Here is a 26405-nt window from a genome sequence, read left to right as displayed (position 1 = left end):
CTCCGGAGATGTCCGTTGTCCGTCGCGTCTCGCTTTTGGGGAGCCGCGCCTTGGCACGCTGGTGTTTGTAGAAATCAGTTCAGGTTGGGTAAAGCCTTGTGCAACAAAATCGGGTCTTTCAAAACACTGGCAGCGGCAGCAATGTCCGGTGCCAGCCAGCGGTCCTGGTCGTAGGCCGGGACTCGTTCACGCAGCAGACGCCACGCGGCATCGGTGCCTGCGCCGAAGCGTTGTTCTTTGAGGAATTCAAACGCCTGGGATGCCAGCAAATATTCAATGGCGAGGATCTGCGTGCAGTTTTCCAACGCGCGATGCAGCTTCAGCGCCGCATTGGTGCCCATGCTCAAGTGGTCTTCCTGCAAGCCCGAGGTGACATAGTTGTCGAGCACCGCCGGCTGCGCCAGTTGACGATTTTCCGCACACAGGGACGCGGCAACGTACTGGACGATCATCATCCCGGAATTCACCCCGGGATTGGCCACCAGAAACGCCGGCAGACCGCTGACGTGCGGGTTGATCAAGCGGTCCAGCCGACGCTCGGCGATGGAGCCGATTTCGGCCATGGCAATCGCCAGCAAATCCGCCGCCAATGCCACTGACTGACCGTGCGGGTTGGCCTGGGACATCACCCGGAAGTTGTCCGGCGTGCCCAGCAGCATCGGGTTGTCGGTAACAGAGTTGAGTTCGGTTTCGATCTGCTGTTTCGCGTGTTCAAGTTGATCGCGAGCGGCGCCGTGGACTTGCGGGATCGAACGGATGCTCAATGCATCTTGAGTGCGAATGCCTTTGCTGCTGGCAATCACTTCACTGCCATCAAGCAATGCCCGCAAGTTGATGCCAACTTGCTGCATGCCCGGGTGAGGCTTGAGCGCGATGATCTCGGCATCGAACGCGGCGATCTGACCGCGCTGGGCTTCGAAGCTCATGGCACCGATCACATCGGCCCACTGCACCAGACGCGTCGCATCGGCAATTGCCAGACAGCTGAGACCGGTCATGCATGGCGTGCCATTGACCAGGCACAAACCATCTTTGGCGCCGAGCTGAACCGGTTGCAGACCCTCCTCACTCAAGGCCTGCTGCGCGGAAACGATCTGCCCGCGATAGCTGACATTGCCGACACCCAGCAGCGTGATTCCGATGTGGGCCATGTGGGTCAGGTAGCCCACCGAACCTTGGGACGGTACTTGCGGGGTGATGCCGCGATTGAGCAGTGCCAACAGGGCTTCGACCACCCGGCGATGAATGCCGGATTTGCCATGGCTATAGTTGCGAATAGCGGCGCACATGATTGCGCGGGTCTGTTCGTCGGCCAAGGGGGCGCCGACGCCACAGGCGTGACTGAGCAAGGTATTGCGCGACAACTGGCTGAGTTGTTCGTCTTTGAGCGAGACGTTGCACAAGGCGCCCAGGCCGGTGTTGACGCCGTAGGCACGCTCGCCGCTGGCGACGATGCGCTGGACGATCGCCTGGGCGTTCTCGATCCGTGCCCAGATCTGGGGCGACAGCTCAAGCTGCGCGCCATGGCGAGCGACGGCAACCACATCCTGCCAACGCAACGGGGCGTCGGCGATAACGATTTTTTCAGCCTGGGACATCTTCAACCTCGTGCGTACAACCTTGATATTGATGCAGCTTCACTGACGCCTTCGCGGGCAAGCCTCGCTCCTACAAGGTTTGTGTCGTTCCCACATCCGGATGGCAAACGCCAATTCTGTAGGAGCGAGGCTTGCCCGCGAAGAGGCCCGCCCGATCACCGCAAATCTCTCAAACTACCGCAGCCCGCCGCTGTACGAACCGGTCCACATACTCATCCGCCGGCGAATGCAGGATCTCTCGTGGCGTGCCGACCTGAATCAGGCGGCCATCCTTGAGGATCGCGATGCGGTTGCCGATGCGCACAGCCTCGTCGAGGTCGTGGGTGATGAAGACGATGGTCTTGTGCAGGGTCTTTTGCAGTTCCAGCAACTGATCCTGCATTTCGGCGCGGATCAGCGGGTCGAGGGCGCTGAAGGCTTCGTCCATCAAGATGATGTCGGTGTCCGCCGCCAGGGCGCGCGCCAGGCCCACACGCTGGCGCATACCGCCAGACAGCTGATGCGGGTATTTGTTTTCGTAGCCCTTCAGGCCCACGGTGTTGATCCAGTGCAACGCACGCTCGGCGCACATCTGCTTGCTCTCGCCACGCACTTTCAAGCCGTAGGCGACGTTATCCAGCACGGTCTTGTGCGGCAGCAGGCCGAAGCTCTGGAACACCATGCTGATCTTGTGCCGGCGAAATTCGCGCAGGGCTTCCATGTCGTATTGCAGGATGTCCACGCCGTCCACCAGGATCGCGCCGCTGGTAGGGTCGATCAGGCGATTGAAGTGGCGCACCAGGGTCGACTTGCCGGAACCCGACAGGCCCATGATCACGAAGATCTCGCCGGTGCCGATGCTCAGCGACAGGTCGTTCACGCCGACCACACAACCGGTTTCGGCCAAGACCTGGTCCTTGGTCTTTTTTTGGCGAATCATTTCCAGCGCGTCTTTGGAACGGTTGCCGAAAATCTTGAAGACGTTCTTGACTTCAATCTTGCTGATGGCTTCGTTGCTCATTTGCTCACCTCATGCCGTGGCCGACCATACGCCTGAGTAATGCGGTCGATGACCACTGCCAGAATCACGATCGCCAGACCGGCTTCAAGGCCACGTCCGACGTTGAGGGTCTGAATCCCCACCAACACATCTTCACCCAAGCCACGGGCACCGATCATCGAGGCGATTACCACCATCGACAGGGCCATCATGGTGGTCTGGTTGATCCCGGCCATGATGCTCGGCAGGGCCAGCGGCAGTTGCACGCCAAACAGTTGCTGCCAGCGATTGGCGCCGAAGGCGTTGATCGCTTCCATCACTTCACCGTCGACCTGACGAATACCCAGATCAGTCAGGCGGATCAGCGGCGGCGCGGCGTAGATCACTGTGGCGAAAATCGCCGGGACCTTGCCCAGGCCAAACAGCATCAATACCGGGATCAGGTACACGAAACTCGGCATGGTCTGCATGATGTCCAGCAGCGGCATCAGCACCGAACGCAGGCGATTGCTGCGTGCCGAGAGAATACCCAGCGGAATGCCGATCAGCACCGAGATGACCGTCGCCACCATCATCAGCGCCAGGGTCTGCATCAGCTTGTCCCAGAGGCCGACCGCCCCCACCAGGAACAGCAGACCGACGATGACCGACGTGGTCACGACTTTACGGGTCGCGTGCCAGGCAACGCCCGCCACGATCGCCAGCATCAGCCACCAGGGCGCCGCACGCAGCAGCCCTTCGAGATTGACGATGGCCCACAGCAGGGTGTCGGAGATGCTGCGAAACACATCGCCGTAGTTGGTGACCAGCGAATCGACCCAACTGTTGACCCAGTCGGCGATGGAAAAGGTAAAGCTTTCGGGAAACATAAAAAGACTCTCAATCAAGGGGTTGCGATCAAGCATCCGACTGCCGTTGCCGACAGTCGGAGACACTCGACCTACAAGGCCGCGTCGATCTTTTTGGCTGCGTCTTCGCTCACCCACGCGTGCCAGACTTCAGGATGTTCCTTCAAGAAGATCTTGGCCAGTTTTGGCGATTCGATCCGCTCTTTGGCCATGCGCCCGAGGTTCTGATTCAGCAGGTCGATTGGCAGGTTGACCTTTTCCAGCACGGCCACCAGTTCCGGGGCTTGCTCGTGGAAGGTCTTGGACAGGCCGACCTTGATGGTCACGCTCTTGTCCACGCCTGGCTTTTCTTCGAGTTTGACCAGGTCGACCTGGCCCATCAGTGGGGTTGGCGACCAGTAGTAGAACAGGATCGGCTCGCCACGCTTGTAGCTCGATAGCACTGCCGCATCCAGCGCCGGGCCGGTACCTGGGCGGAAGTTGGTGTAGGTGCTTTCCAGGCCGTAGCTTTTGAGCATTTCGCTGTTGTCCAGCTCACAGGTCCAGCCGGCCGGGCAGTTGTAGAAACGACCCTTGGATGGCTCTTCCTGATCCTTGAACACGGCAGCGTATTTGCCCAGATCGGCGATCGCTTTCAGGTCCGGGGCTTTTGGCTCCAGCTTGCGCTTGGCATCGCCTTCGATCACGTAACGCGGCACGTACCAGCCTTCGATCGCGCCAACGACCGGAGCGCCGACACCGATAACCTTGCCGGCCTTCTCGGCCTTGTTCCAGACTTCACTACGACCGACCCACTCTTCGGCAAACACTTGAATGTCGTTGCTGCTCAGGGCGTTTTCCATGGTGATGGAGTTGCCTGGCAGGCTGTCAGTCTTGCAGTCGTAGCCTTTCTCCAAGACGATTTGCATCACGTCGGTCAGCAGCATGCCGCTTTCCCAGTTCAGGCCGGCGAACTTCACCGGTTTGCCCGATTCGCACCAGCCAGCCGCCTGGGTGGCGCCAGCACTGGCCAGCAGGCCCATGGAAAGCAATGTGGTCAGCAGGGTCTTGTTCGATTTCATTGTTTGACGCTCCTAATCATGAGTTGGCTTACGGCAGTCAAGAGGCATCCAGCCCTGTCCACGTCCAATCAGGCCTGCGCAGCAGCGCGACCGGCCCCGCTTGTTTCAGGTTGTACATCGCTGTCCTGCTCGACCGGCAGGATCAGGTGATCGGGTACTGCGCTGTGCCATTTTTTCGCGCACACGTAATACAGGCCTGCGGGAAGCACCAGACCGATGATCCAGGAAATATCCACACCGCCCAGAGCGTCCACCAGCGGACCGGTATAGAACTTGGTAGCGATGAACGGCAGTTGCACCAGCACACCGAAGACATAGACGCTGATACCGAGGGGGTTCCAACGGCCGTAGCGACCGTTCGGATCGGCCAGCGCCGGCACGTCATAGCGTTCGCGGGTGATGCAGTAGTAGTCCACCAGGTTGATCGCGCTCCATGGCGTGAAGAACGCCAGCAGGAACAGGATGAAGGACTTGAACGCACCGAGGAACGAGTGCTGACCGAGCAGCGCCATCAGGGTCGCAGCACCGACGATGACCAGCACGAAGACCAGACGCTGCAAGCGCGATACCTTCAGGTCACCACGGAAGCCGCTGATGATGGTCGCAATGCACATGAAGCTGCCGTAGGAGTTCAGCGTGGAGATGGTGACCTTGCCGAACGCGATGCTGAAATACAGCAGCGCAGCGGTGGCACCGGTACCGCCCAGACCGACGATGTAGGCGACTTCGTGACCGGCAAACTGGCCGTTGGCCGATGCGGCAGCGAACACGCCGAGGACCATCGCTACCTGCGCACCAATGACCGAACCCGCGCCTGCGGCAAAAAAAGTTTTCACCGAGGAAATCTTGCTCGGCAGGTAGCGTGAGTAGTCAGCCACGTAGGGGCCGAAGGCGATCTGCCAGGACGCCGCGAGCGACACCGCAAGCAGAAAGCTGCTCCAGCTGAAGTGGCGGATTTGCAGGAGTGCGCCAACGTCAGTCTGGCTCATCAGGCGACTGAACAGGTAAACGAAGGCAATCACGCCAATGACGCTGGCGACACGGCCGATGAAATGGATCACCCGATAACCGAGCACCGTGACCAGCACGATGACACTGGCGAAGATGAGGATACCGACGCTGTCGCTGACGCCAAACAACTGGCCCAACGCCTGGCCGGAAAGCACGGTGCCCGTTGCGGTGAAGCCCAGGTACATCAGGCACACCAGCACGATCGGGATGGCCGCGCCATACACGCCGAACTGTACCCGGCTGGAGATCATCTGCGGCAGGCCAAGCTTGGGCCCTTGCGCCGCATGCAGCGCCATTACACCACCGCCGAGCAGTTGACCGATCAACAGACCAATCAACGACCAGAACACATCACCGCCCAGCACCACGGCCAGGGCCCCGGTCACAATTGCGGTGATTTGCAGGTTGGCACCCATCCACAGAGTGAACTGGCTCAACAGACGACCGTGTCTCTCCGCTTCCGGGATGTAGTCGATCGAACGTTTCTCGATCAACGGTTTACTGCCTGCACGATCGCTGTTAACAGCCATGATTCAACCTCTGTGGATTGTTATTCGATGTTGGTGATCCCTGTAGGAGCGAGGCTTGCCCGCGAAGAATGCACCGCGGTGTGTCAGTTAAGACGCCTTCGCGGGCAAGCCTCGCTCCTACAGGTATTTCTGCGTTATTTACCGGTAATCATCGGCAGGTTCAGACCCTGCTCCTTGGCGCAGTCGATTGCGATCTGGTAACCCGCATCGGCGTGACGCATAACACCGGTAGCCGGGTCGTTGTGCAGCACGCGAGCGATACGCTCGGCCGCTTCGTCCGTACCGTCGCAGACAATCACCATGCCCGAGTGCTGGGAGAAGCCCATGCCGACGCCGCCGCCGTGATGCAGAGAAACCCAGGTCGCGCCGCTCGCGGTGTTGAGCAGAGCGTTGAGCAGTGGCCAGTCGGACACGGCGTCGGAACCGTCCTGCATCGATTCGGTTTCGCGGTTAGGGCTGGCAACAGAGCCGGAGTCCAGGTGATCGCGACCGATCACGATTGGCGCGGACAATTCACCGCTGCGAACCATTTCGTTGAACGCCAGACCCAGCTTGGCGCGCAGGCCCAGGCCAACCCAGCAGATACGTGCCGGCAGACCCTGGAAGCTGATGCGCTCGCGCGCCATGTCCAGCCAGTTGTGCAGGTGGGCGTCGTCCGGGATCAGTTCTTTTACTTTGGCGTCGGTTTTGTAGATGTCTTGCGGATCGCCCGATAGTGCAGCCCAACGGAACGGACCGATACCGCGGCAGAACAGCGGACGGATGTAAGCCGGTACGAAGCCTGGGAAGTCGAACGCGTTTTCAACGCCTTCTTCTTGTGCCATCTGACGGATGTTGTTGCCGTAGTCGAAGGTCGGAATACCCATCTTCTGGAATTCGAGCATCGCTTTAACGTGCACGGCCATGGACTGCTTGGCGGCTTTGACCACGGCAGCCGGCTCGGTCTTGGCGCGAGCGCGGTACTCTTCCCAGGTCCAGCCGGCTGGCAGGTAGCCGTTGAGCGGGTCGTGGGCGCTGGTCTGGTCGGTGACCATGTCTGGGCGCACGCCGCGCTTGACCAGTTCCGGCAGGATTTCAGCCGCGTTACCCAGCAGGGCGATGGAAATCGCTTTGCCTTCCTTGGTGTATTTGGCGATGCGGGCCAGCGCGTCGTCGAGGTCGGTGGCTTGCTCATCGACATAACGGCTGTTCAGGCGGAAATCGATGCTGACCTGCTGGCATTCGATGTTCAGCGAGCAAGCGCCGGCCAGTGTTGCAGCCAGAGGTTGAGCGCCGCCCATGCCGCCGAGGCCTGCGGTCAGGACCCAACGACCTTTCAGGTCATCGTTGTAGTGTTGGCGACCGGCTTCAACGAAGGTTTCGTAGGTGCCCTGGACGATGCCCTGGCTGCCGATGTAGATCCAGCTGCCAGCGGTCATCTGGCCGTACATGGCCAGGCCTTTGGCGTCGAGTTCGTTGAAGTGTTCCCAGCTCGCCCAGTGTGGCACCAGGTTGGAGTTGGCGATTAGCACGCGTGGGGCGTTGCTGTGGGTCTTGAACACGCCGACCGGCTTGCCGGATTGCACCAGCAGGGTCTCGTCGTCGTTCAGGTTGGTCAGGCTTTCGACGATCTTGTCGTAGCATTCCCAATTACGTGCTGCACGACCAATGCCACCGTAAACCACCAGTTCTTTAGGGTTCTCGGCGACTTCCGGGTCGAGGTTGTTCATCAGCATGCGCAGCGGCGCTTCAGTCAGCCAGCTCTTGGCGGTCAGCTTGTTACCGCGGGCAGCGCGGATTTCGACGTTACGAAACTTAGTAGGCTTATTGTCAGTCACGAAAAAGACTCCTCATCAATCAATCCAAACCAGCCCTGGCGGTGGGCAAGCCAGCCTGTGCGCGTCAAAGCGCCACAAGCGAATCAGTGGACGTTGCGAGGAGTCTCGATCGACTCATACGCATACGTCTTTACTTGTACATACAAGCATATGCAATCAAGCGGCCAACTTGCTGGATGGGTGTTCAAGAAAAGTTTTAAAAATGGCTGGAGAGCGCCTGAATCAAGGGTTCTAGCGAAGATGAAATTTTTCTGGGGGATTTTGCGAAGGGCGTGGCAGCTGTTACTTGAGCGTGGTTTTGCGCCACGCTGGGGCGTTCGGTAACAAAGTGGTGCGCAATGGGAAACGGATTTGAACGGTGGAAAGCTTCGCGGGCAAGCCTCGCTCCTACAGGGTTTATGTTTGCCATCCCAACGTGAGAACGACAAAAAACCTGTAGGAGCGAGGCTTGCCCGCGAAAGGATTTTGGATCAGCGTGCGATCAGCTCGATCACGCAGCATGGGCCGTTGCTGGAGATATCCAGCAGGCCAACGTTACCGTCCAGTTGCAGACAATCATGGCGCCCTAGCTGAGAGGCGTTGTTACCCACCGTCACTTCAAGTTGTTCAGCCACGCTGAACACCAGCACGGTGCCGGCGGAACTGAAAAACCGCTGCTCACCCTCCAGCCACTGCAACCGCGCGCTGTAACGGTCCGGCGCATAAATCAGGTTGAAGTCGCGGATCGGCCCGCCGAGCAATGTGCAGGACACATGACTCTCGCCACTGAAAGCAAAGGGGTCCAGTGGTAACAATGGCCGAGTGTCCTGACCATCAACCCGCAAGCTCATGCCGTCGCCTTGCAGCACGGTGATCACCCGCTCATAGCCGGCAAAGGTTGAAAAACCGCCCGACTCGCCAATATCGGCAATCGACAGGCGCCAGCCGAAACCCTCAAGGCCGGCACCTCCATCACGGGTGATTTCTTCGGTGCTGCCACCGCCGTTTTTCCACGGCATACGCGGGTAATCGGCCGCGCGTAAAACTTTCAACTGGCTCATTTATGGCTCTTTATTTATGGAACCGTCCTTCCAGACGATGACGGGAACCGGGGTGGATCAAACGGGCGGCGGTCACTGGCTGACGGCCGGACCAGGTGCGGCGACGAATCAGCAGGCACGGCTCGCCCTTTTCAATCTGCAGCAATTTGCATTCAGACGGCTCGGCAAGAATCGCTTCAACCACGTGCTCGCCTTCGGTCAGCGGCGCAACCTGATTCAGATAGGCGTAAGGCGTTTGCAGGGTGAAGTCTTGCTTGAGGTACTCCGGCGCCACCAGCGCGTTGACGAAACGGTCTTCGATTTGCACCGGAATATCGTTTTCGAAATGCACGATCAACGAGTGAAACACTTTCTGCCCTTCGCGCATGTCCAGCGCCAGGGCCCGCTCGGAACCGGCGGCCTCTTCTTCGAGGGTGATCACCTTGCAGGTGTGGCGATGGCCACGGGAGGCGATCTCGTCGGCGATGTTGTGCACTTCAAACAGGGCGGACTGGCTTTTCGGCTCGGCGACGAACGTTCCGACGCCTTGCATGCGCACCAACAGGCCGTCGGCGGTCATCTCGCGCAGGGCGCGGTTGATGGTCATGCGGCTGAAACCCAGCTGGCTGACCAACTCGCTTTCCGACGGAACGCGGTAATGCGGCGGCCAGTTTCCACTATCGATCTGCTGGGTGATCATCTGTTTTACGCGGGCGTACAAGGGCGCCGGACTGTCGCCCAGATTGGCGCTCAGATTGGCATTCGGCGGCAATGTGGCAGAGGGAGTCGGCACGGTTAATCCTTGTTCATCTGTTAGAGGTTGCTAGCTTGCCGGAGTTTACCGAGCAGGCAAACGTCTGTATATGTATATACAAATAACACACGATGGGGTGCTGAACCATGTCCGCCTTCTTTGCCGAACGCGCGCTGCTGCCTAGTGGATGGGCCAACAATGTACGTCTTGAGGTCAGCGCCGATGGCGTGCTGACCCATATCCAGGCCGATTCTCACGCAGATGACGCCGAACGGCTGAGCGGTCCGCTACTGCCGGGGATGCCGAATTTACACTCCCACGCCTTCCAGCGCGCCATGGCCGGGCTGGCGGAAGTGGCGGGTAATCCGAATGACAGTTTCTGGACCTGGCGCGATTTGATGTACCGGCTCGTCGGAAAAATCAGCCCGGACCAACTTGGCGTCATCGCCCGTCAGCTGTACATCGAAATGCTCAAGGCCGGTTACACCTCGGTCGCGGAATTTCATTATGTACACCACGATACGAGCGGCCAACCGTACGCAGACCCGGCCGAACTGGCGTTGCGCATCAGCCAGGCCGCCAGCTCCGCCGGTATCGGCTTGACCCTGCTGCCAGTGCTCTACAGCCACTCCGGTTTTGGTGGCCAGGCCCCGAACGAAGGTCAGCGCCGCTTTATCAACAGCACCGAAAACTACCTGAAACTCCAGTCGCGCTTGCAGCCGATCCTGGCGCAGCAGCCGGCGCAGGCATTGGGTTTGTGTTTCCACTCGTTACGCGCGGTCACCCCGCAGCAGATCAGTGAAGTGCTGGCGGCCAGCGACAAGCAGTGCCCGGTACACATTCACATTGCCGAACAACAGAAGGAAGTCGATGACTGCCTGAGCTGGAGCGGTCGCCGTCCGTTGCAATGGCTGTACGAAAACACCGACGTCGATCAGCGCTGGTGCCTGGTCCACGCGACCCACGCCAACCCGGAAGAAGTCACCCTCATGGCCAAGAGCCGCGCCATCGCGGGTCTATGCCTGACCACCGAAGCCAACCTCGGCGACGGGATTTTTCCGGCAGTAGACTTCCTGGCGCAGGGCGGGCGCATGGGCATCGGTTCCGACAGCCATGTGTCGTTAAGCGTGGTGGAAGAATTGCGCTGGCTGGAATACGGCCAGCGTCTGCGCGATCAGCGGCGGAATCGTTTGTATGGCGCGGATCAGCCGATGGTCGGCCGCACACTGTACGACGCCGCGCTGGATGGCGGTGCCCAGGCGCTGGGGCAACCGATTGGCGCCCTGGAAGTGGGCAAGCGTGCTGATTGGCTGGTGCTGGATGGTAACGATCCCTATCTGGCGACGGCCAGCGGCGACGGGATTCTCAATCGTTGGTTGTTCGCCGGTGGTGATCGCCAGGTGCGGGACGTGCTGGTCAACGGCCAGTGGGTTGTGCGTGATGGGCGGCATGCCGGGGAAGAAGAGAGTAATCGGGCGTTTACCCAGGTGCTGCGCGATCTCTTGGGCTGACCCAAAAAAAATGTGGGAGCGGGCTTGCTCGCGAAAGGGCCGTCACCATCAACACAATTGTTGACTGACAGACCGCTTTCGCGAGCAAGCCCGCTCCCACATTAGATCGCCGGTAACAGTTAGTTCGAAGTCTTGGCCATCTTGCTATCCGACGCGCGCCAGATCAGTCGCGTCGTGTCATAACCCTGCTGACGCGCCTTGCTCAGCAGCTCTTCTCGCACCACGCCATTGACCGTCGGGGTGCGTGACAGCAGCCAGAGGTGACGGCGGCTCGGGTCGCCGACAATCGCGGTCTTGTAATCATCGCTGACGTACAACACCCAGTACTCTCCCTTCGCCACACCGGGGATCAGTCGCGAGAACCAGGTATCGAACTCGACCCACAACTTGTCGGCCTTGCCGGGTACCTGTGGATAAGCCGTGCCTTTGGCCTCTTCCCATTGCCAGTCCGACGTCAGGCAGCGGTTCAGCACCGCCATGTCACCTTCAGGCTTGAGACTGTAATGGGCCTCGGATTGTGCGCAGTTGCGCTGGAAATACACCGGCAGACGCGCCAGTTCGTACCAGGTTCCCTGGTAGCGCTTGAGGTTGACCGTGTTGACGGTCTTGGGTGCCAACGGATCTACGCCAGAAGTGGCGCAGCCGGCCAATACCAGGCCGGCAAAAAGTACGATCAGTAACCGCTTCATTATTTTTTTCTCCCGTGGGCGAATAGCCCCGGTTTACTTCAGGCCTTGGCCAGAAAACATCAGCACTTTGTCACCGGCATACTGCACGCTGATAAAGCTGTTTTTGTCACCCCAGGTGCAACTGGACATGCCGAGTGCGCCGGAGCAATCGGTCGGTTTGCCCAGCAAGGTTTCAACCTCGGCCTTGGGCATGCCGGTCGACAGCTTCGAATAATTTTCCTGATTGATCTTGCCGCACGCTGCCAACAACACGCAGAACGAGAGCAAGGCGATAGATCGCAGCGACATGGTGTAACTCCTGGGGCGTAGGGAATGGCATGGCTGCCAAGCTGAAGCTTAGAAGAGAAAACCCTTGTCTGGTTCCCTGACCCTGCGGCTATTTGTTCGGCCATCCGTCTGCCCTTTACGATAAATCAGCCACTTTTTCGCGCCGTTGAGTATTTCGTCGGTTTTCCCGCAGGCCGCCTAATCTTTGGCGCCGGCCAGTCGACATAGAAGCAGTGTAAAGCCTTCCACTGTGGCAAATTGACACCCCTTGTTGACCAGCCCTTCGCGGTAGCTCATTTAATGACCAGAAACATGAAATTCAGCCACAAAATCCTGTTGGCCGCCGCCCTTGTGGTGGCCGTTGCATTCGCCTGTTTCATCCTGTTCAACGATTACCGCCAGCGGCAGACCCTGCTCAGCAGTACCGAGTCCTCGATGCAGGAACTCGGCAGCCTGACCACCAGCAACATTCAGACCTGGCTGGAAAGCCGCATTCAATTGCTGCAATCGCTGGCCCAGCAAATCGCCGTGGACGGCAGCGCCCAGGCCAATCTCAAGCGCGCCATCGATCTGCCGGCCTACACCGGCAACTTCCAGCTGAGCTACTTCGGCGGCACCGATGGCGTTATGTTCTCGGTCCCGGCCGGCAATCGCGCCGCGGACTACGACCCGCGCGCCCGTGGCTGGTACAAGGCGGCCAACAACGCGCAACAGACCATCGTCACCGAACCCTACATTGCGGCATCGTCGGGCAAACTGGTGATTACCGTTGCCACGCCGGTGAAGCACCAGAATCAAATGATTGGCGTCGCCGGTGCAGACATTGATCTGTCCAGCGTCAGCGCGATCATCAACTCGCTGAACTTCGGCGGTCATGGCCATGCATTTATCGTCAGCGCCGACGGCAAGATCCTGATCCACCCGGACAGCAAACTGGTGCTCAAGAACCTGGCTGACGCTTACCCCAACGGGGCGCCGAAAATCAGCCCGGGCCTGAAGGAAGTCGAACTGGACGGCAAAACCCGGTTCATTTCCTTCACTCACGTCAACGGCGTGCCGTCTGCAGACTGGTACGTGGCGCTGGTGCTGGATAAAGACACCGCGTTCTCGATGCTCAGCGAATTCCGCACCTCGGCGATCATCGCCATGGTCATCGCCGTGGTGATCATCATCGCGCTACTGAGCATGTTGATCCGCGTGCTGATGCAACCGCTGCTGACCATGGGTCGCGCCATGCATGACATCGCCGAGGGCGAAGGTGACCTGACCAAGCGCTTGACCATTCACGGCCAGGATGAATTCGGTGCGTTGGGCACCTCGTTCAACCGTTTTGTGGAACGTATTCATACCTCGATCCGTGAAGTGTCCTCGGCCACCGGTCAGGTCAATGAAGTCGCCTTGCGCGTCGTAGCTGCATCGAACTCATCGATGTTCAACTCCGATCAGCAAGCTTCACGCACCAGCAGCGTGGCTGCAGCCATCAACGAATTGGGTGCCGCCGCCCAGGAAATCGCCCAGAACGCCGCCCTCGCCTCGCAACATTCGAGCGACGCCCGTGCCTTGGCCGAAGACGGTCAGCAAGTGGTGGATAAAACCATCGCCGCCATGCAGCAGCTATCGGCAAAAATCAGTGATTCCTGCGGCAACATCGAAACCCTGAACAGCAACACAGTGAACATCGGCCAGATTCTGGAAGTGATCACCAGCATCTCGCAGCAAACCAACCTGCTGGCGCTCAACGCGGCCATCGAAGCGGCCCGTGCCGGTGAAGCCGGCCGTGGTTTTGCCGTGGTTGCCGATGAGGTGCGCAACCTCGCCCACCGCACTCAGGATTCGGCGCAGCAAGTGCAGAAGATGATCGAAGAACTGCAAGTCGGCGCCCGGGAAGCGGTCAGCACCATGACCGACAGCCAGCGCCAGAGCGAAAGCAGCGTCGGCATCGCCAACCAGGCCGGTGAGCGCCTGGGCAGCGTGACGCAGCGCATCGGTGAGATCGACGGGATGAACCAGTCCGTGGCCACCGCGACCGAGGAGCAAACTGCTGTGGTGGAGTCGATCAACGTCGACATCACCGAGATCAACACGTTGAATCAGGAAGGCGTAGAGAACTTGCAGTCGACTTTGCGTGCGTGCGCTGACCTTGAGCAGCAGGCGGCGCGGTTGAAGCAGTTGGTAGGTAGTTTCAGGATTTAGTGTTTTCAAGGGCCCCTTCGCGGGCAAGCCTCGCTCCTACAGGGACTGGCGCACCGCACAACCTGTAGGAGCGAGGCTTGCCCGCGAAGACGGCATTAGCCGCAAAGAAACTTTAGAAGCGAGATCCGGGGCCTGAAAGAAACTCCAACTCTTCAGCCGTAGACTCACGCCCCAACACCGCATTGCGATGGGGAAACCGTCCAAATCGCGCAATGATCTTCTGATGCCGCTCGGCATAATCCAGGTTGTCGGCAAACACCGTCCGATCCGCCTCGGGTTGCTGTTCGACCAGATCCAGAAACCGCGAAACCGCTTCGTTCTGCACCGCCAGATTTTCGCAGTGCTCGAACACCAGATAGACAAACACCCGCTGGATCGGCCGCAGTTGCCGATCGAAATCCGCAGCAATGCCTTGCGCTACCAGAGCCTGAGCCCTGAGATCGCCTGAAAAGGATTTGGGGGTATCGCGAAAGATCATGCGAGGAAGTTGATCGAGCAACAGCACCAGGGCCAGCCAACCTTCGGGGCGTTGCGCCCATTCGGTCAAACCGCCGGCCAGCGCCTGCTCGACCAGGCTCCCGAAACGCGTCCGCGCTTCGAGATCCTGGCTGTCGCGCTTGCCGAACCATAACTTGCCCTTGTCAGCCGCTATTTCGTTGGGTGATTCGAAAGATCCAAACCACCATTCGAGTAACGGCTGCCAGGGCGCGGTCATGGTTTATTCCTTGTGGTAAGCCGTGACGCGGGCAACTTCTTCTTTCGAACCGAGGAACACCGCAACACGCTGGTGCAGGCCTTCCGGCTGGATGTCGAGGATGCGCTGGTGGCCATCGGTGGAAGCGCCGCCAGCCTGTTCAACGAGGAACGACATCGGGTTGGCTTCGTACATCAGGCGCAGTTTGCCCGGCTTCGACGGCTCGCGGCTGTCGCGTGGGTACATGAACAGACCGCCGCGGGTCAGGATGCGGTGCACGTCCGCGACCATCGCCGCGACCCAGCGCATGTTGTAGTTCTTTTTCAACGGGCCTTCTTCGCCAGCCAGCAATTCGCTGACGTAGCGTTGTACCGGAGCTTCCCAGTGACGCTGGTTGGACGCGTTGATCGCGAACTCCTGAGTGGACTCCGGGATCTTGATGTCTTCATGGGTCAGCACGAAGCTGCCCATTTCGCGGTCCAGGGTGAAGCCTTTCACGCCGTCGCCCAGGGTCAGGATCAACATGGTCTGTGGACCATAGATGGCATAACCGGCGGCCACTTGCTGGGTACCTGGCTGCAGGAAAGCCTTTTCATTCAAGGGCTCGTTCTGACTCAGGTATTCGTTCGGGCAACGCAGTACCGAGAAGATGGTGCCGACCGGCGCGTTGATGTCGATGTTCGACGAACCGTCCAGTGGGTCAAATACCAGCAGGTACGCGCCTTTCGGGTATTTGCCCGGGATCTGGTAGGCGTTGTCCATTTCTTCGGACGCCATGCCGGCCAGGTGACCGCCCCACTCGTTGGCTTCGAGCAGGATTTCGTTGGAGATCACGTCGAGTTTCTTCTGCACTTCGCCCTGGACGTTTTCAGTGCCCATGCTGCCCAGAACACCACCCAGGGCGCCTTTGGAGACGGCGTGGTTGATTTCCTTGCAGGCACGCGCCACCACTTCGATCAGGAAGCGCAGATCGGCAGGAGTGTTGTTGCTACGGGTCTGCTCAATCAAATAGCGACTCAAGGTAACGCGGGACATGGACGGCTCCGGTGGAATGGGGGGGGCTAAAAACCCGCGCAGTTTAACGCGAGTCGGGGCGCATTTCCTCCTATCAGACGTGATACACCCAATAGAGTTCATGTGCGGGGTTGAGCGTAGTTCGAAATGGGGCCGATGTGGCCTGCGGATCAGTGGCAGATTGAGGTTTTTTTGTGGCTGATAGACCGCTTTCGCGAGCAAGCCCGCTTCCACAGTAGATCTTCAGCGTGCACAACATTTGTGTGCGACCGAGATCCAGTGTGGGAGCGGGCTTGCTCGCGAATGGCGCATAGCACCAGCCATTCTCAGGACTTAGCAGCAGGCTTGCGCAGCAAGCTGAACGCCATGGCCCCCAAAAACAGCACACTGAGCAACAGCACCGCCCACAACCCGAATTTCTTCCAGTTCGTGTCCGCCACCGCAGGCACGGTCGCCGCCGGAGTCACCACGACCCCACCTTCCACGGTCGCCTTGCCCAACGCCGCCAGCTTCGCCGCGCTGTAATCGGGAATCAGCGTCGACAACGGCAAGCTCGCCGCCTTCACCGTCGCACTCCCCAACGCCAGCGTATAAGGCCCGGCACCGCGTGCCAGGAACACCAGTTGCGTGGAGCGCACGGCAAATCGCACGGTCGGCGCTTCGGCGCCCAGGCCACCGCCGCGCTCATCCACCGTTAGCTTCAATTGCTGCACGGTCTGGCCCGGCAGCTGCAATTCGTTCTGCACCACGTCCTGGCCATTCTGGGTCAAGCGGTAGAGCAAACCGCTGGTCAGCGTTTGCCACGGCAGGCTGGTTTCCCGGCGACCCGACAACGTCACCGGCGCCAGGCTGTTGGGCTGATTCAGCTCGATCTGCAAGCGCTGGACATTCAACCCCATCGGCAATTGCCAGATGTACTCACCGGCCTTCACGCTGGTGCCAGCCAACGGTTGTGACCAGACCAACGGCAGCGGCAAGGTGCGAGGGTTGGTGCTTTCCAGTTGCGCCGACGTCAGCGCTGGCGCCGATTGCGGTGAGCTCCACAGCAAACGCAGATAGCGCGCCGATTGCCCCGGCAGGCCGACCTCATGTTGCTCAACCCGTTCGTCGGCAAACGTCAGACGTGCCACTTGCCCTTCGCCCCACGACTGCCAATGCTGCAAATCGTCGCTGGCTTCGATGCTGAAACGCTGAAAGCCGTCGCGATCGCTGGTCCAATCGAGGATCAATTGCTGTAACGGCGCCTTGATTCGACTGGCATCGAGTAACCAGCCGCGCAGCTCTTCTTCGCCCGCCTCCAACTGGCTGGACGGCTGCACCTCGATCAATGTGCCGTTGGTGTTCGATTGCACGCGCACACTCGGCGCGCGTTCGGTGGCTTCCGCCGAGTTGTACAACGGGAACCACTTCACGTCGTGAAGTGTGCGGTTTTCGCGGGTCTGCGCGGGTTCTCGGGCCAGCGCATAAGCCTGAGGCTCACCGGCGGCGTTGAACACGCGTAGATCGCTGAGATCGGTTTGCCGCGCTTTCAGTTGCACGCCCAAGGGCAATTCCAGGCGATACCACGGGCCTTCGCCACTCACCGACAACGGCACCTGCGCGGCAAAGTCCGCCGGTTTTTCCTGCGCGCCGGCCGACAGCGTCACACCCAACACCACAGCCCCCCACCAGCCCAGGTTCAGTTTCTGACTCAAGACGACACTCCTTCGGTTTCAGGGGCCGGTTTTTCAACATCCGGCACAGCTTCGGCACGCTTGGGTGGCAATGGAGCGAAATAGCCCACCACCAACAGCAACACGCCAACGCCGATAAACGACACGATCCGCGCGAGCCCGCCGCGGTTACTCAATTCAACGAAGAACAGCTTGGCGACCACCAACGCGATCAGCGCCGCGCCGATCAGCCAGACTTCGCGGCGATGACGCAGATGCCCACCGATCATCAGACTCAGGGCCATCAGGGTCCAGACGATGGACAGGCCGGCCTGCACCAACATCGACCCAAGCAGCAGATCCAGCGCGTACGGCACGCCACCCCAATGGTGAGCCGCGCGCATCACCAGCGCGGTGAAGAAGACGAACAGCGAAACCCCGGCGATCACTTGCGTGGCGTTATCGGCGTACTCCTTGCGAATTGCCAGTTGCGCCACGGCGCTGCGAGACCAGATGTAAACGCCGAACAGGGCAAACAGCAGGCCCAGCTCCAGCGGGTTGATCAGTGGCACATATGGCAACGGCTCGGCGGTGCCGTCACTGGCGATGTTCGCCAACCAGAACCAGCCGAGCATCAACAGTGCCAACGGCGCAGCGGCATAGACCCGGTACTCGCGGGGATAAGCCGACACCGGCCATGGCCACGCACGCGGTGCAGCCATCAGCACCAGATACAGGCTCGGCAGAATCGCCCAGCCCAACCAGCGCCAGGCGTTGTACTGTTCCGACAACAGCAGCAGACCGTAACGCAGCTCCAGGGCCAACACGCCGATCAACAGCCAGCAGCCGAGCACATGGGCGGTGCTCAGGGCTGTTGCGGGCAGCGTCGGCGCCAGACGCCGCAGCGAGATGAAATGCACGACAAACACCGCGATCCAAACTAGCCAGCCGAAGTTGGCGGCCGGGTGATAACGCGAATGCCAGGCCGCGAGCAGCACCATACCGGCAGCGGGAATCAGCAACGTGCAGAGCAAGCCCAGCGACGACCACTTCATGCGTAGCGCCAACACCGCCCACAGCGCGACACTCACGGCGGCGAAGGCCAGCAACAAAGTGGCTTGCAGATTCAACGGCGCAAAGCGCAGCACTTCGCTGACCCACGCCAGCGCCCACCAACCCGCGCCCCACACCAGCAATACTTCGGACAAGCGCTGCAGGCTCAACCCATCGAAGGCCGAGGCATGATTGCCGAGCTGCAAACGCCAGGCCCCGACGAAGGCGGCCAGCCCCAGCACCAGCGGCGTCCAGAAACCGCTATGCGCCAACGGTCGCAACCCTTCGCTGAGCAGCGGGCCGAGCAGGTCTGGCCCGGCGAACAGGAACGCCGCGCCACCGATCACCTGCAACAGCAGACCAAAGACAAAACTCACGCGCTGCTTCAGGTACAGGCTCAGCCAGATGATGAACAAACCACTGGCGGCCCACACCGCGCTCGCGGTTTGCCATGGCAACACAAACAACACGGCAAGGTTGATCAGCACCAGGCCGGCCAGCAACACCACTGACAAGCCGCGCAGCAAACGCACGTCGCTGCGCACCATTTCGTCGCGGGCCGCCAGCAACATCCCGGCGATCAATGCCAGCCCGATCAGGGACGCGCTGAGCAAACCGCTCCAACCGGCGCTGAACACCGCGGCAGACTCGCCGCCCGCCCCTTGCAGCCGCAACAGGAACAACGCACCGCCAAGCAGTTGCACAGCGAACGCGGTGAACAGGAAGGTTCGCGATTGCAGGCGCAGGCCGACGAACAGCGTCGCCAACCCGGCCAGCGCCCAACTGATCGCCGTGCCGTGGGTGAAGAAAAACAGCGGCGCCAGCAGATAGAGGAACGTCAGCCCCAGACAGGCCAGCACCGGCAGTGCTTGGCGCTCCCACTGCGACGCCTGTTCAGGCAACGCTTTGCGCAACTGGTAGAAGCTGAACAGCAGCGCCACGCCGAGCATCAACGCTCCCAGCGGTGCGCCATCGAGCAGGCTGCTCTCACCAGTCCGCAGCTCACTGAGAAAGGCCAGTGCCGAGCCCAGCTGCAGCAGCAAGGCAAAGGCTCGCGCCAGCGGTCGTTGTTGACGCAGACCGAGCCAGAAAATCCCCGCGCCTTCCACCGCCCAGGCAGCTGCGGTCCAACGCGCGTCGAGCCCCAAGGGAATCGCCAGGCTGGCGAAAATCACCCCCAACGCCAGACAGGTTTCCGCCAACAACAATGCTCGACCGCCCATCAGCAATCGGGCCAGCCCCATGTAAATCATGCCCAGTGCCAAGGCGCTGAAGGCGGCGGCAAATTCCAGATGCTCCACCAGCGCGAACTGCAAACCGAAACCCACCAGCGGAGGGGCGAACAGCATCGTGCCGTCGACGTAATCGCCCTTGCGCGCCGACCAGTGCAGCAGCGCCTCGCGGCTGTCGTCCTCGGGCGCATCGCTCATTTCCAGCAGTTTGCGCCGGGCGAACAACAAGCCGATGGCCAGGTACATCAGGAAAAACAGAATCAGGAACGGCTCGGTACTCCACAGCAATTCCGGTGTATAGGAACGCAGACCCCAGGCCAACCCGATGCCGAAGGTGCCGACAAAACCGATCAGGTTAAGCAGCCGCCAGGCCTTGAACCACGCGATGGCGAGGATGCCGGCATTGAGCAAGGCGAAGTAGCTGAACAGCGCGACATGGTTGCCGGCGCCGGTGGAGGTCAGGATCGGCGCGGCGAAACCACCCAGGGCAGCTGCGGCGGCCAAGCCCAAGGCGTTTTGGGTAATGGCGAGAATTGCCGAGAACACCGTCACCACCACCAACAGCCCCAGTGCAGCCGTGGGGTCGAGCAATGGATGCAGACGCATCGCGGCAAATACGGTCAGGTACAACACCGCGATCCCGGTGCCTTGCAGCATCAACGCGTAATTGCTGTTGCGCAGACGCAGCCACCAGCCCAGCGCGAGCAAGCCCAAGGCCGCCGCCGCGACACCGGCGTAACGCAACTCGACCGGCACCACCATGCCTTCGGTGGCGTAGCGCAACAGGAAGGCCAGGCCGAGGAACAACAGCACCACGCCGACCCGCAACACGGTATTACCGCCGAACAACCAGTTGCGCGCGCCGCTGATGGCGCGCTCGATGAAGTTCGGGCCGCGAGGCGCCGCCGGCGGCTGTGGTTCACGGGCAACCGGTTCGGGTTTCCAGAGATCATCGGGTAGCGGACGACTGGTTTCGGTGGCGGCCGCCGTGATGGGTTCAAATTCAGGCGGCAGCTCCCAGATCAGCTCCGGGGATGCGAGAGGCGCTTGTTCAAGAATGATTTCAGGGGATGGAACCGGCTCGCTAGGCGCAGGTTCAATGGCTTCAGGTGTTTTGACGCCCGACACTTCCAGCAATGCCAATCGCTGCTCGACCGCATTCAGCGCAACTTGCGCCTGATCGAGCAAGCGTCGCTGCTCGGCGGTTTGAGTACTCAAGCGGCCGATGCGGATGGCTTGGCCAATACCCAGCCCGAGCAAAGCGCCCAACAGCGCATCGCTGAACGACTCGTCGAGTAGCCAGCCCAGCAGCAGCCCAATCAGCATGAACATCCATTGCATGGTCGATATCCCTAAGCGGCCCCGCGGCGGGGCGAATCCGGGCGATACAGCGTCAAAGCTCAGTCTAGTGAGCAGACACCCGGAGTCCAGTGTGAGAGCAGATTGCATCTGCACCACAAATCCAATGTGGGAGCGGGCTTGCTCGCGAAGAGGGCCTGACATTCGACAATGATGTTGAATGTCGGTCCGCTTTCGCGAGCAAGCCCGCTCCCACAAGGGTCAAGTTGGTGCTTAGTATATCGATCAGGCCCAACGGACGTTGGGCCTTGCGCACATTTGTTGCAGAAAGTTACTCCAAAGCCTTCCAGATATCCGTGGCGTACTCGCGAATGGTCCGGTCGGACGAGAACCAGCCCATCCGCGCGCTGCTCAATACCGCCGAGCGCCACCACTCTTTGGAGTCGTGCCAATGAGCCTCGACCCGCATCTGAGCGTTCCAGTAAGAATCGAAATCGGCGCAGACCAGGAAGCGGTCATAGTCCACCAGCGAATCAATCAGTGTGGTGTAGCGGGACGGATCGTCTGGTGAGAACACCCCTCCGCGAATCGCTTGCAACACATCGTTGAGTCGATGGGAGGCGGCAATGTCCGGTGCCGCGCTGAACTCATGGTTGAGTTTGCGCGCTTCCACTTGCTCGGCGCTGAGGCCGAAGATGAACATGTGTTCGACACCAATGCGCTCGCTCATCTCCACGTTGGCCCCGTCCAGGGTGCCGATGGTCAGCGCGCCGTTGAGGCCGAACTTCATGTTGCTGGTGCCCGAGGCTTCGAAGCCTGCGGTGGAAATCTGTTCCGACAAATCCGCCGCTGGAATGATGCTTTCGGCCAGGCTGACGTTGTAGTTGGGCAAGAACACCACTTTAAGCAAACCACGCACGGTCGGGTCGTTGTTGACCACCCGGGCGATGTCGTTGGTCAGTTTGATGATCAATTTGGCCTGGTGATAACTGGCCGCCGCCTTGCCGGCGAAGATCTTCACCCGCGGCACCCAGTCGATTTCCGGTTCGGCACGAATCGCCTGGTACAGCGCAACGGTGTGCAGCAGGTTGAGCAACTGACGTTTGTATTCGTGGATCCGCTTGACCTGCACGTCGAACATCGCCGCCGGGTTGATCGCGACCCCCAGCCGTTCATGAATCAGGTATGCCAAGGCTTTCTTGCTGTGCAGCCGCTGTTCGGCGAACTGTTTGCGGAATGCAGTCTTCTCGGCAAACGGTTCCAGCCCTATCAGGCTTTCTTCGGGGTTATCCAGCATATCCGGGCCGAGGGCGTCGACCATCATCGAGGTCAGCTCGGGGTTGGCCTGGTAGAGCCAGCGGCGGAAAGTAATGCCGTTGGTCTTGTTGTTGATCCGCTCCGGATAGAGTTTATGTAACTCGGAAAACACGGTGCTGCGCATCAGTTGCGTGTGCAGGCCGGACACGCCGTTGACGCTGTGAGAACCAAGGAATGCCAGATTGCCCATGCGCACGCGACGACCGTTGTCCTCCTCGATCAGCGACACCGCACGCAACACGTCGAAATCGTGAACGCCCTTGGCCCGCAATGAGTCGATGTGCTGGGCGTTGATCAAGTAAATGATCTGCATGTGCCGTGGCAGCATCCGCTCCATCAAACCGACCGGCCAGGTTTCCAGCGCCTCCGGCAACAGCGTGTGGTTGGTGTACGACAGCGTGTCGACCGTAACTTGCCACGCCGCATCCCACGCCACGTCATAAACGTCGACCAACTGACGCATCAGCTCGGCCACGGCAATCGAGGGGTGAGTGTCGTTGAGTTGAATGGCCGCGTGATCGCCCAGGGTCAGCACCGAGGTGTGCATGTTGCGATGGCGGCGCAACAAATCCTGCAGGGATGCAGCGACGAAGAAGTATTCCTGACGCAGACGCAGTTCCTGGCCGGCCTCGGTGCTGTCCGCCGGGTAGAGCACGCGGGAGATACTTTCGGCCCGGGCCACTTCTGCCACCGCGCCCAGGTGGTCGCCAGCGTTGAAGCGCTCCAGGTGCAACTCTTCCATGGCCCGGGCACGCCACAGTCGCAGCGTGTTGACACTCGCGCCGCGCCAACCGACCACCGGGGTGTCATAGGCAATGGCCCGCACGGTTTCCGCCGGGGACCAGACTTGCCTGGATTTGCCGTTTTCATCGGTCACGGTTTCGACACTGCCGCCGAAGCCGATCGGGTAGGCGACCTCCGGCCGTTCGAACTCCCACGGGTTGCCGAAATCCAGCCAGTGTTCGGTCTGCTCCTGCTGCCAGCCGTCGACGATGGCCTGACGGAACAAACCGTGTTCGTAACGAATGCCGTAACCATGGCCGGCGATGCCGAGGGTCGACATGCTTTCCATGAAGCACGCCGCCAGACGCCCGAGACCTCCGTTGCCCAGCGCCGCATCGGGTTCCAGCAGACGGATGCGTTCGATGTCGACGCCAAGTTCGGTCATGGCCTCGCGAGCCACATCGAGCAGGCCGAGATTGCTCAGGCTGTCATAGAGCAAGCGGCCGATCAGGAATTCAAGGGAGAGGTAATAGACCCGTTTCTGGCCTTTGCGGTAGATCTGCCGGGTGTGGTCCATCCAGTGCTCGACCATGTGATCGCGCGCCGCCAGGGCGATGGCTTCGAACCAGTCGTGGTCGAAGGCGTGATCAGGGTCTTTGCCCACCGCGTAGGTAAGCTTGGTCAAGACGGCGTCGCGGAATGCGGCCACCTCTGCTTCGCGAACAAGTGGTTCTTGAGTCATCGATAAGACCTCGAGCGAGCGTGAAGTTGTCTGAGCCTAGTCGGTCTGACAGACCATTGAGACTCTGGTTCGGCAGTTTTTCCTGTTAGTGCGAGATAGGTCGACATTACGTTGTCGCGTGCCAGAAACAATGCAGGGGCCGTGCCGGACACAGGGATTATTTTGCGCCAAGCGAAAAAATCTGGCGAAAGGTTGTTCAAAAATCCACCAGTCCCGGTATGATCGCGCGCCCTGATGCACACGCTGGTAACAACCGATGATGAAGCCCAACCTGATCGCCGCCGCGGAGATCGATCGCCTCGATACCTGGGCAAAATACTCTGCCCCGATGTGCGGTTCCTGCGTGTCCAGCTGCTGCACCTTGCCGGTCGAGGTCAAGATCAAGGATCTGATCCGTATCGGCATTGTCGACGAATTCGAGCGTGGCGATCCGCCGAAGAACATCGCCAAGCGTTTGCAGAAGGAAGGAATCGTCGAGCGCTATAACCAGAAGTCCGAGATCTTCACCCTTCAGCGCATGAGCAACAACGATTGCCTGTACCTGGATCGCAAGAGCCGTTTGTGCACTATTTATGATAAGCGCCCGGATACCTGCCGCAATCACCCGAAGATCGGACCGCGGCCGGGGTATTGCGCGTACAAGCCTAAAGAAGTGGTGCGCGAGAACAATCCGCGGACGCTGGACAAGTTTTAAACAATCGTTGAGTTCTTCAGCGATAGACAGACCGCTTTCGCGAGCAAGCCCGCTCCCACAGGGGATTTGATCTTTACAGATGATCTGTGTTCAACGCCAATCCCCTGTGGGAGCGGGCTTGCTCGCGAAGAGGCCCTCACAAACACCGCACAAACCCCAGACAAACAAAAACGCCCCCGACCTTGCGGTCGGGGGCGTTTTTTTAAGCGCTAACTAAGTCGAAACTCAGTTACCAGCTTTCTTGGCAGCGCGGGTACGCTCGCTTTCGCCCAGGATCTTCTTACGAAGACGGATGGACTTAGGAGTGACTTCGCACAATTCGTCTTCTTGAACGAATTCCAGAGCCTGCTCCAGGGTGAAGCGGATAGGCGGAACCAGAGCGATGGTTTCGTCTTTACCCGAAGCACGCATGTTGTCGAGCTTCTTGCCTTTGGTTGGGTTGACGCCCAGGTCGTTGTCGCGGCTGTTGATGCCGACGATTTGACCTTCGTACACGTCTTCACCGTGACCCAGGAACAGTTTGCCGCGAGCTTGCAGGGTTTCCAGCGAGTAAGTCAGCGCCTTACCGGTAGCAACCGAAACCAGCACGCCGTTCTGACGGCCGGACATGTCGCCGGACTTCATCACGTCGTAACGGTCGAAGATCGAGGTCAGGATGCCTGCACCGGAGGTCAGGGTCAGGAACTCGTTACGGAAACCGATCAAGCCACGAGCCGGGATGTTGTACTCAAGGCGCACACGGCCCTTGCCATCCGGAACCATGTTGGTCAGGTCGCCCTTACGGATACCGATCTGTTCCATGATCGAACCTTGCGATTCTTCCGGCAGGTCGATGGTCACGTTTTCGTACGGTTCGTGCTTGACGCCGTCAACCATGCGGATGATCACTTCCGGACGACCAACACCCATTTCGAAGCCTTCGCGACGCATGGTTTCGATCAGTACCGAGAGGTGCAGCTCACCACGGCCGGAGACTTTGAACTTGTCGGCAGTGTCGCCTTCTTCAACGCGCAGAGCAACGTTGTAGAGCAGTTCTTTATCCAGACGTTCCTTGATGTTACGGCTGGTGACGAACTTGCCTTCTTTACCGCAGAAAGGCGAGTCGTTTACCTGGAAGGTCATGGAAACGGTTGGCTCGTCAACGGTCAGCGGCTTCATCGCTTCGACGTTCAGTGGGTCGCACAGAGTGTCGGAGATGAACAGCTGGTCGAAGCCGCTGATGCAGACGATGTCGCCGGCAGCTGCTTCTTCAACGTCGATGCGGTGCAGGCCGTGGTGACCCATCAGCTTCAGGATACGACCGTTACGCTTCTTGCCGTCGGCGTCGATAGCAACAACCGGAGTGTTCGGCTTGATGCGACCACGAGCGATACGGCCAACGCCGATAACACCCAGGAAGCTGTTGTAGTCCAGAGCGGAGATTTGCATCTGGAACGGACCGTCACGGTCGACTTTCGGCGCAGGTACGTTGTCGACGATCGACTGGTACAGCGGAGTCATGTCTTCAGCCATGTCGGTGTGTTCCAGACCGGCAATGCCGTTCAGGGCCGAGGCGTAGACGACTTTGAAGTCCAGCTGTTCTTCGGTAGCACCGAGGTTGTCGAACAGGTCGAAGATCTGGTCCAGAACCCAGTCCGGACGCGCGCCTGGACGGTCAACCTTGTTGATCACCACGATTGGACGCAGGCCGGCTTCGAAAGCCTTCTTG

At 59.9% G+C, this 26405-nt stretch carries 19 protein-coding genes and 1 pseudogene; 4 read left to right on the top strand and 16 right to left on the bottom strand.

Annotation, left to right across the window (positions count from 1 at the left end):
- Window positions 1-74 precede the first annotated feature (74 nt).
- From hutH to hutC, 8 genes are all read right to left on the bottom strand, one after another.
- Window positions 75-1598 (bottom strand): histidine ammonia-lyase, encoded by a 1524-nt coding sequence (gene hutH, locus ACIPLA_RS09740; RefSeq protein ID WP_401173023.1) that lies wholly within the window; start codon window positions 1596-1598, stop codon window positions 75-77.
- Window positions 1599-1767: 169 nt separating this feature from the next.
- Window positions 1768-2598, bottom strand: coding sequence for a glycine betaine/L-proline ABC transporter ATP-binding protein (locus tag ACIPLA_RS09735; RefSeq protein ID WP_007907824.1), 831 nt, complete (start codon window positions 2596-2598; stop codon window positions 1768-1770).
- A complete protein-coding gene (locus ACIPLA_RS09730; RefSeq protein ID WP_030129253.1) occupies window positions 2595-3446 on the bottom strand; it encodes a proline/glycine betaine ABC transporter permease in 852 nt (283 codons plus the stop codon). Before ACIPLA_RS09730 ends, ACIPLA_RS09735 begins: the two co-directional genes overlap by 4 nt.
- Window positions 3447-3517: 71 nt before the next feature.
- Entirely contained in the window at window positions 3518-4486 is a 969-nt protein-coding gene (locus tag ACIPLA_RS09725; RefSeq protein WP_123500000.1) for an ABC transporter substrate-binding protein, read from the bottom strand.
- Window positions 4487-4554: 68 nt separating this feature from the next.
- On the bottom strand, window positions 4555-6027 hold the full coding sequence (locus ACIPLA_RS09720) for a cytosine permease (RefSeq protein ID WP_218396985.1): 1473 nt from the start codon (window positions 6025-6027) through the stop codon (window positions 4555-4557).
- Window positions 6028-6161: 134 nt separating this feature from the next.
- Window positions 6162-7844: a urocanate hydratase gene (gene hutU, locus ACIPLA_RS09715; protein WP_218396984.1), complete on the bottom strand. Its 1683-nt coding sequence runs from the start codon at window positions 7842-7844 to the stop codon at window positions 6162-6164.
- Window positions 7845-8314: 470 nt separating this feature from the next.
- Entirely contained in the window at window positions 8315-8884 is a 570-nt protein-coding gene (locus ACIPLA_RS09710) for a HutD family protein (protein ID WP_218396983.1), read from the bottom strand.
- 10 nt (window positions 8885-8894) lie between these two features.
- Window positions 8895-9563 (bottom strand): histidine utilization repressor, encoded by a 669-nt coding sequence (gene hutC / locus ACIPLA_RS09705; protein ID WP_232252242.1) that lies wholly within the window; start codon window positions 9561-9563, stop codon window positions 8895-8897.
- A 200-nt stretch (window positions 9564-9763) separates the two neighbouring features.
- Between hutC and ACIPLA_RS09700 the strand changes: the two genes are divergently transcribed.
- Entirely contained in the window at window positions 9764-11128 is a 1365-nt protein-coding gene (locus tag ACIPLA_RS09700; RefSeq protein ID WP_063341839.1) for a formimidoylglutamate deiminase, read from the top strand.
- 119 nt (window positions 11129-11247) lie between these two features.
- Here ACIPLA_RS09700 and ACIPLA_RS09695 read toward each other — a convergent pair whose 3' ends face one another.
- Window positions 11248-11817, bottom strand: a complete 570-nt coding sequence (locus tag ACIPLA_RS09695) for a lipocalin family protein (protein WP_008068806.1) — start codon at window positions 11815-11817, stop codon at window positions 11248-11250.
- 33 nt (window positions 11818-11850) lie between these two features.
- A complete protein-coding gene (locus tag ACIPLA_RS09690; RefSeq protein WP_007907841.1) occupies window positions 11851-12105 on the bottom strand; it encodes a hypothetical protein in 255 nt (84 codons plus the stop codon).
- A gap of 279 nt (window positions 12106-12384) precedes the next feature.
- On the opposite strand from ACIPLA_RS09690, the pseudogene ACIPLA_RS09685 reads away from it, so the two are divergent.
- A pseudogene (locus tag ACIPLA_RS09685) lies at window positions 12385-13419 on the top strand (cache domain-containing protein); the annotation flags it as partial.
- A 93-nt stretch (window positions 13420-13512) separates the two neighbouring features.
- The gene (locus tag ACIPLA_RS09680) at window positions 13513-14277 is read left to right on the top strand and encodes a methyl-accepting chemotaxis protein (RefSeq protein ID WP_370694726.1); all 765 of its coding nucleotides are present in this window, start codon (window positions 13513-13515) and stop codon (window positions 14275-14277) included.
- Between the two features lie 112 nt (window positions 14278-14389).
- Here ACIPLA_RS09680 and ACIPLA_RS09675 read toward each other — a convergent pair whose 3' ends face one another.
- The 5 genes from ACIPLA_RS09675 to ACIPLA_RS09655 all read right to left on the bottom strand — a co-directional run bounded on the left by ACIPLA_RS09675 (window position 14390) and on the right by ACIPLA_RS09655 (window position 24003).
- On the bottom strand, window positions 14390-14992 hold the full coding sequence (locus ACIPLA_RS09675) for a DUF924 family protein (protein ID WP_218396977.1): 603 nt from the start codon (window positions 14990-14992) through the stop codon (window positions 14390-14392).
- A 3-nt stretch (window positions 14993-14995) separates the two neighbouring features.
- A complete protein-coding gene (locus ACIPLA_RS09670) occupies window positions 14996-16006 on the bottom strand; it encodes a class 1 fructose-bisphosphatase (RefSeq protein ID WP_063341843.1) in 1011 nt (336 codons plus the stop codon).
- Window positions 16007-16311: 305 nt separating this feature from the next.
- Entirely contained in the window at window positions 16312-17679 is a 1368-nt protein-coding gene (locus ACIPLA_RS09665) for a DUF3999 domain-containing protein (protein WP_401173022.1), read from the bottom strand.
- On the bottom strand, window positions 17676-21263 hold the full coding sequence (locus ACIPLA_RS09660; protein ID WP_401173021.1) for a DUF2339 domain-containing protein: 3588 nt from the start codon (window positions 21261-21263) through the stop codon (window positions 17676-17678). Before ACIPLA_RS09660 ends, ACIPLA_RS09665 begins: the two co-directional genes overlap by 4 nt.
- A 289-nt stretch (window positions 21264-21552) precedes the next feature.
- Window positions 21553-24003 (bottom strand): glycogen/starch/alpha-glucan phosphorylase, encoded by a 2451-nt coding sequence (locus ACIPLA_RS09655; protein WP_123500018.1) that lies wholly within the window; start codon window positions 24001-24003, stop codon window positions 21553-21555.
- Window positions 24004-24259: 256 nt separating this feature from the next.
- On the opposite strand from ACIPLA_RS09655, the gene ACIPLA_RS09650 reads away from it, so the two are divergent.
- Window positions 24260-24697: a YkgJ family cysteine cluster protein gene (locus ACIPLA_RS09650; protein WP_008005123.1), complete on the top strand. Its 438-nt coding sequence runs from the start codon at window positions 24260-24262 to the stop codon at window positions 24695-24697.
- Window positions 24698-24922: 225 nt separating this feature from the next.
- On the opposite strand, the gene ACIPLA_RS09645 is transcribed toward ACIPLA_RS09650, so the two are convergent.
- On the bottom strand, window positions 24923-26405 hold a 1483-nt coding region (locus tag ACIPLA_RS09645), incomplete at its 5' end, for a GTP-binding protein TypA/BipA (RefSeq protein ID WP_401173020.1).

Origin of the sequence: Pseudomonas sp. NPDC086112 (assembly GCF_044746425.1) — a bacterium.
Lineage (GTDB): Bacteria > Pseudomonadota > Gammaproteobacteria > Pseudomonadales > Pseudomonadaceae > Aquipseudomonas.
The sequence above is the reverse complement of the archived record's forward strand: the minus strand, read 5'-3'. Positions and strand labels throughout refer to the sequence as shown.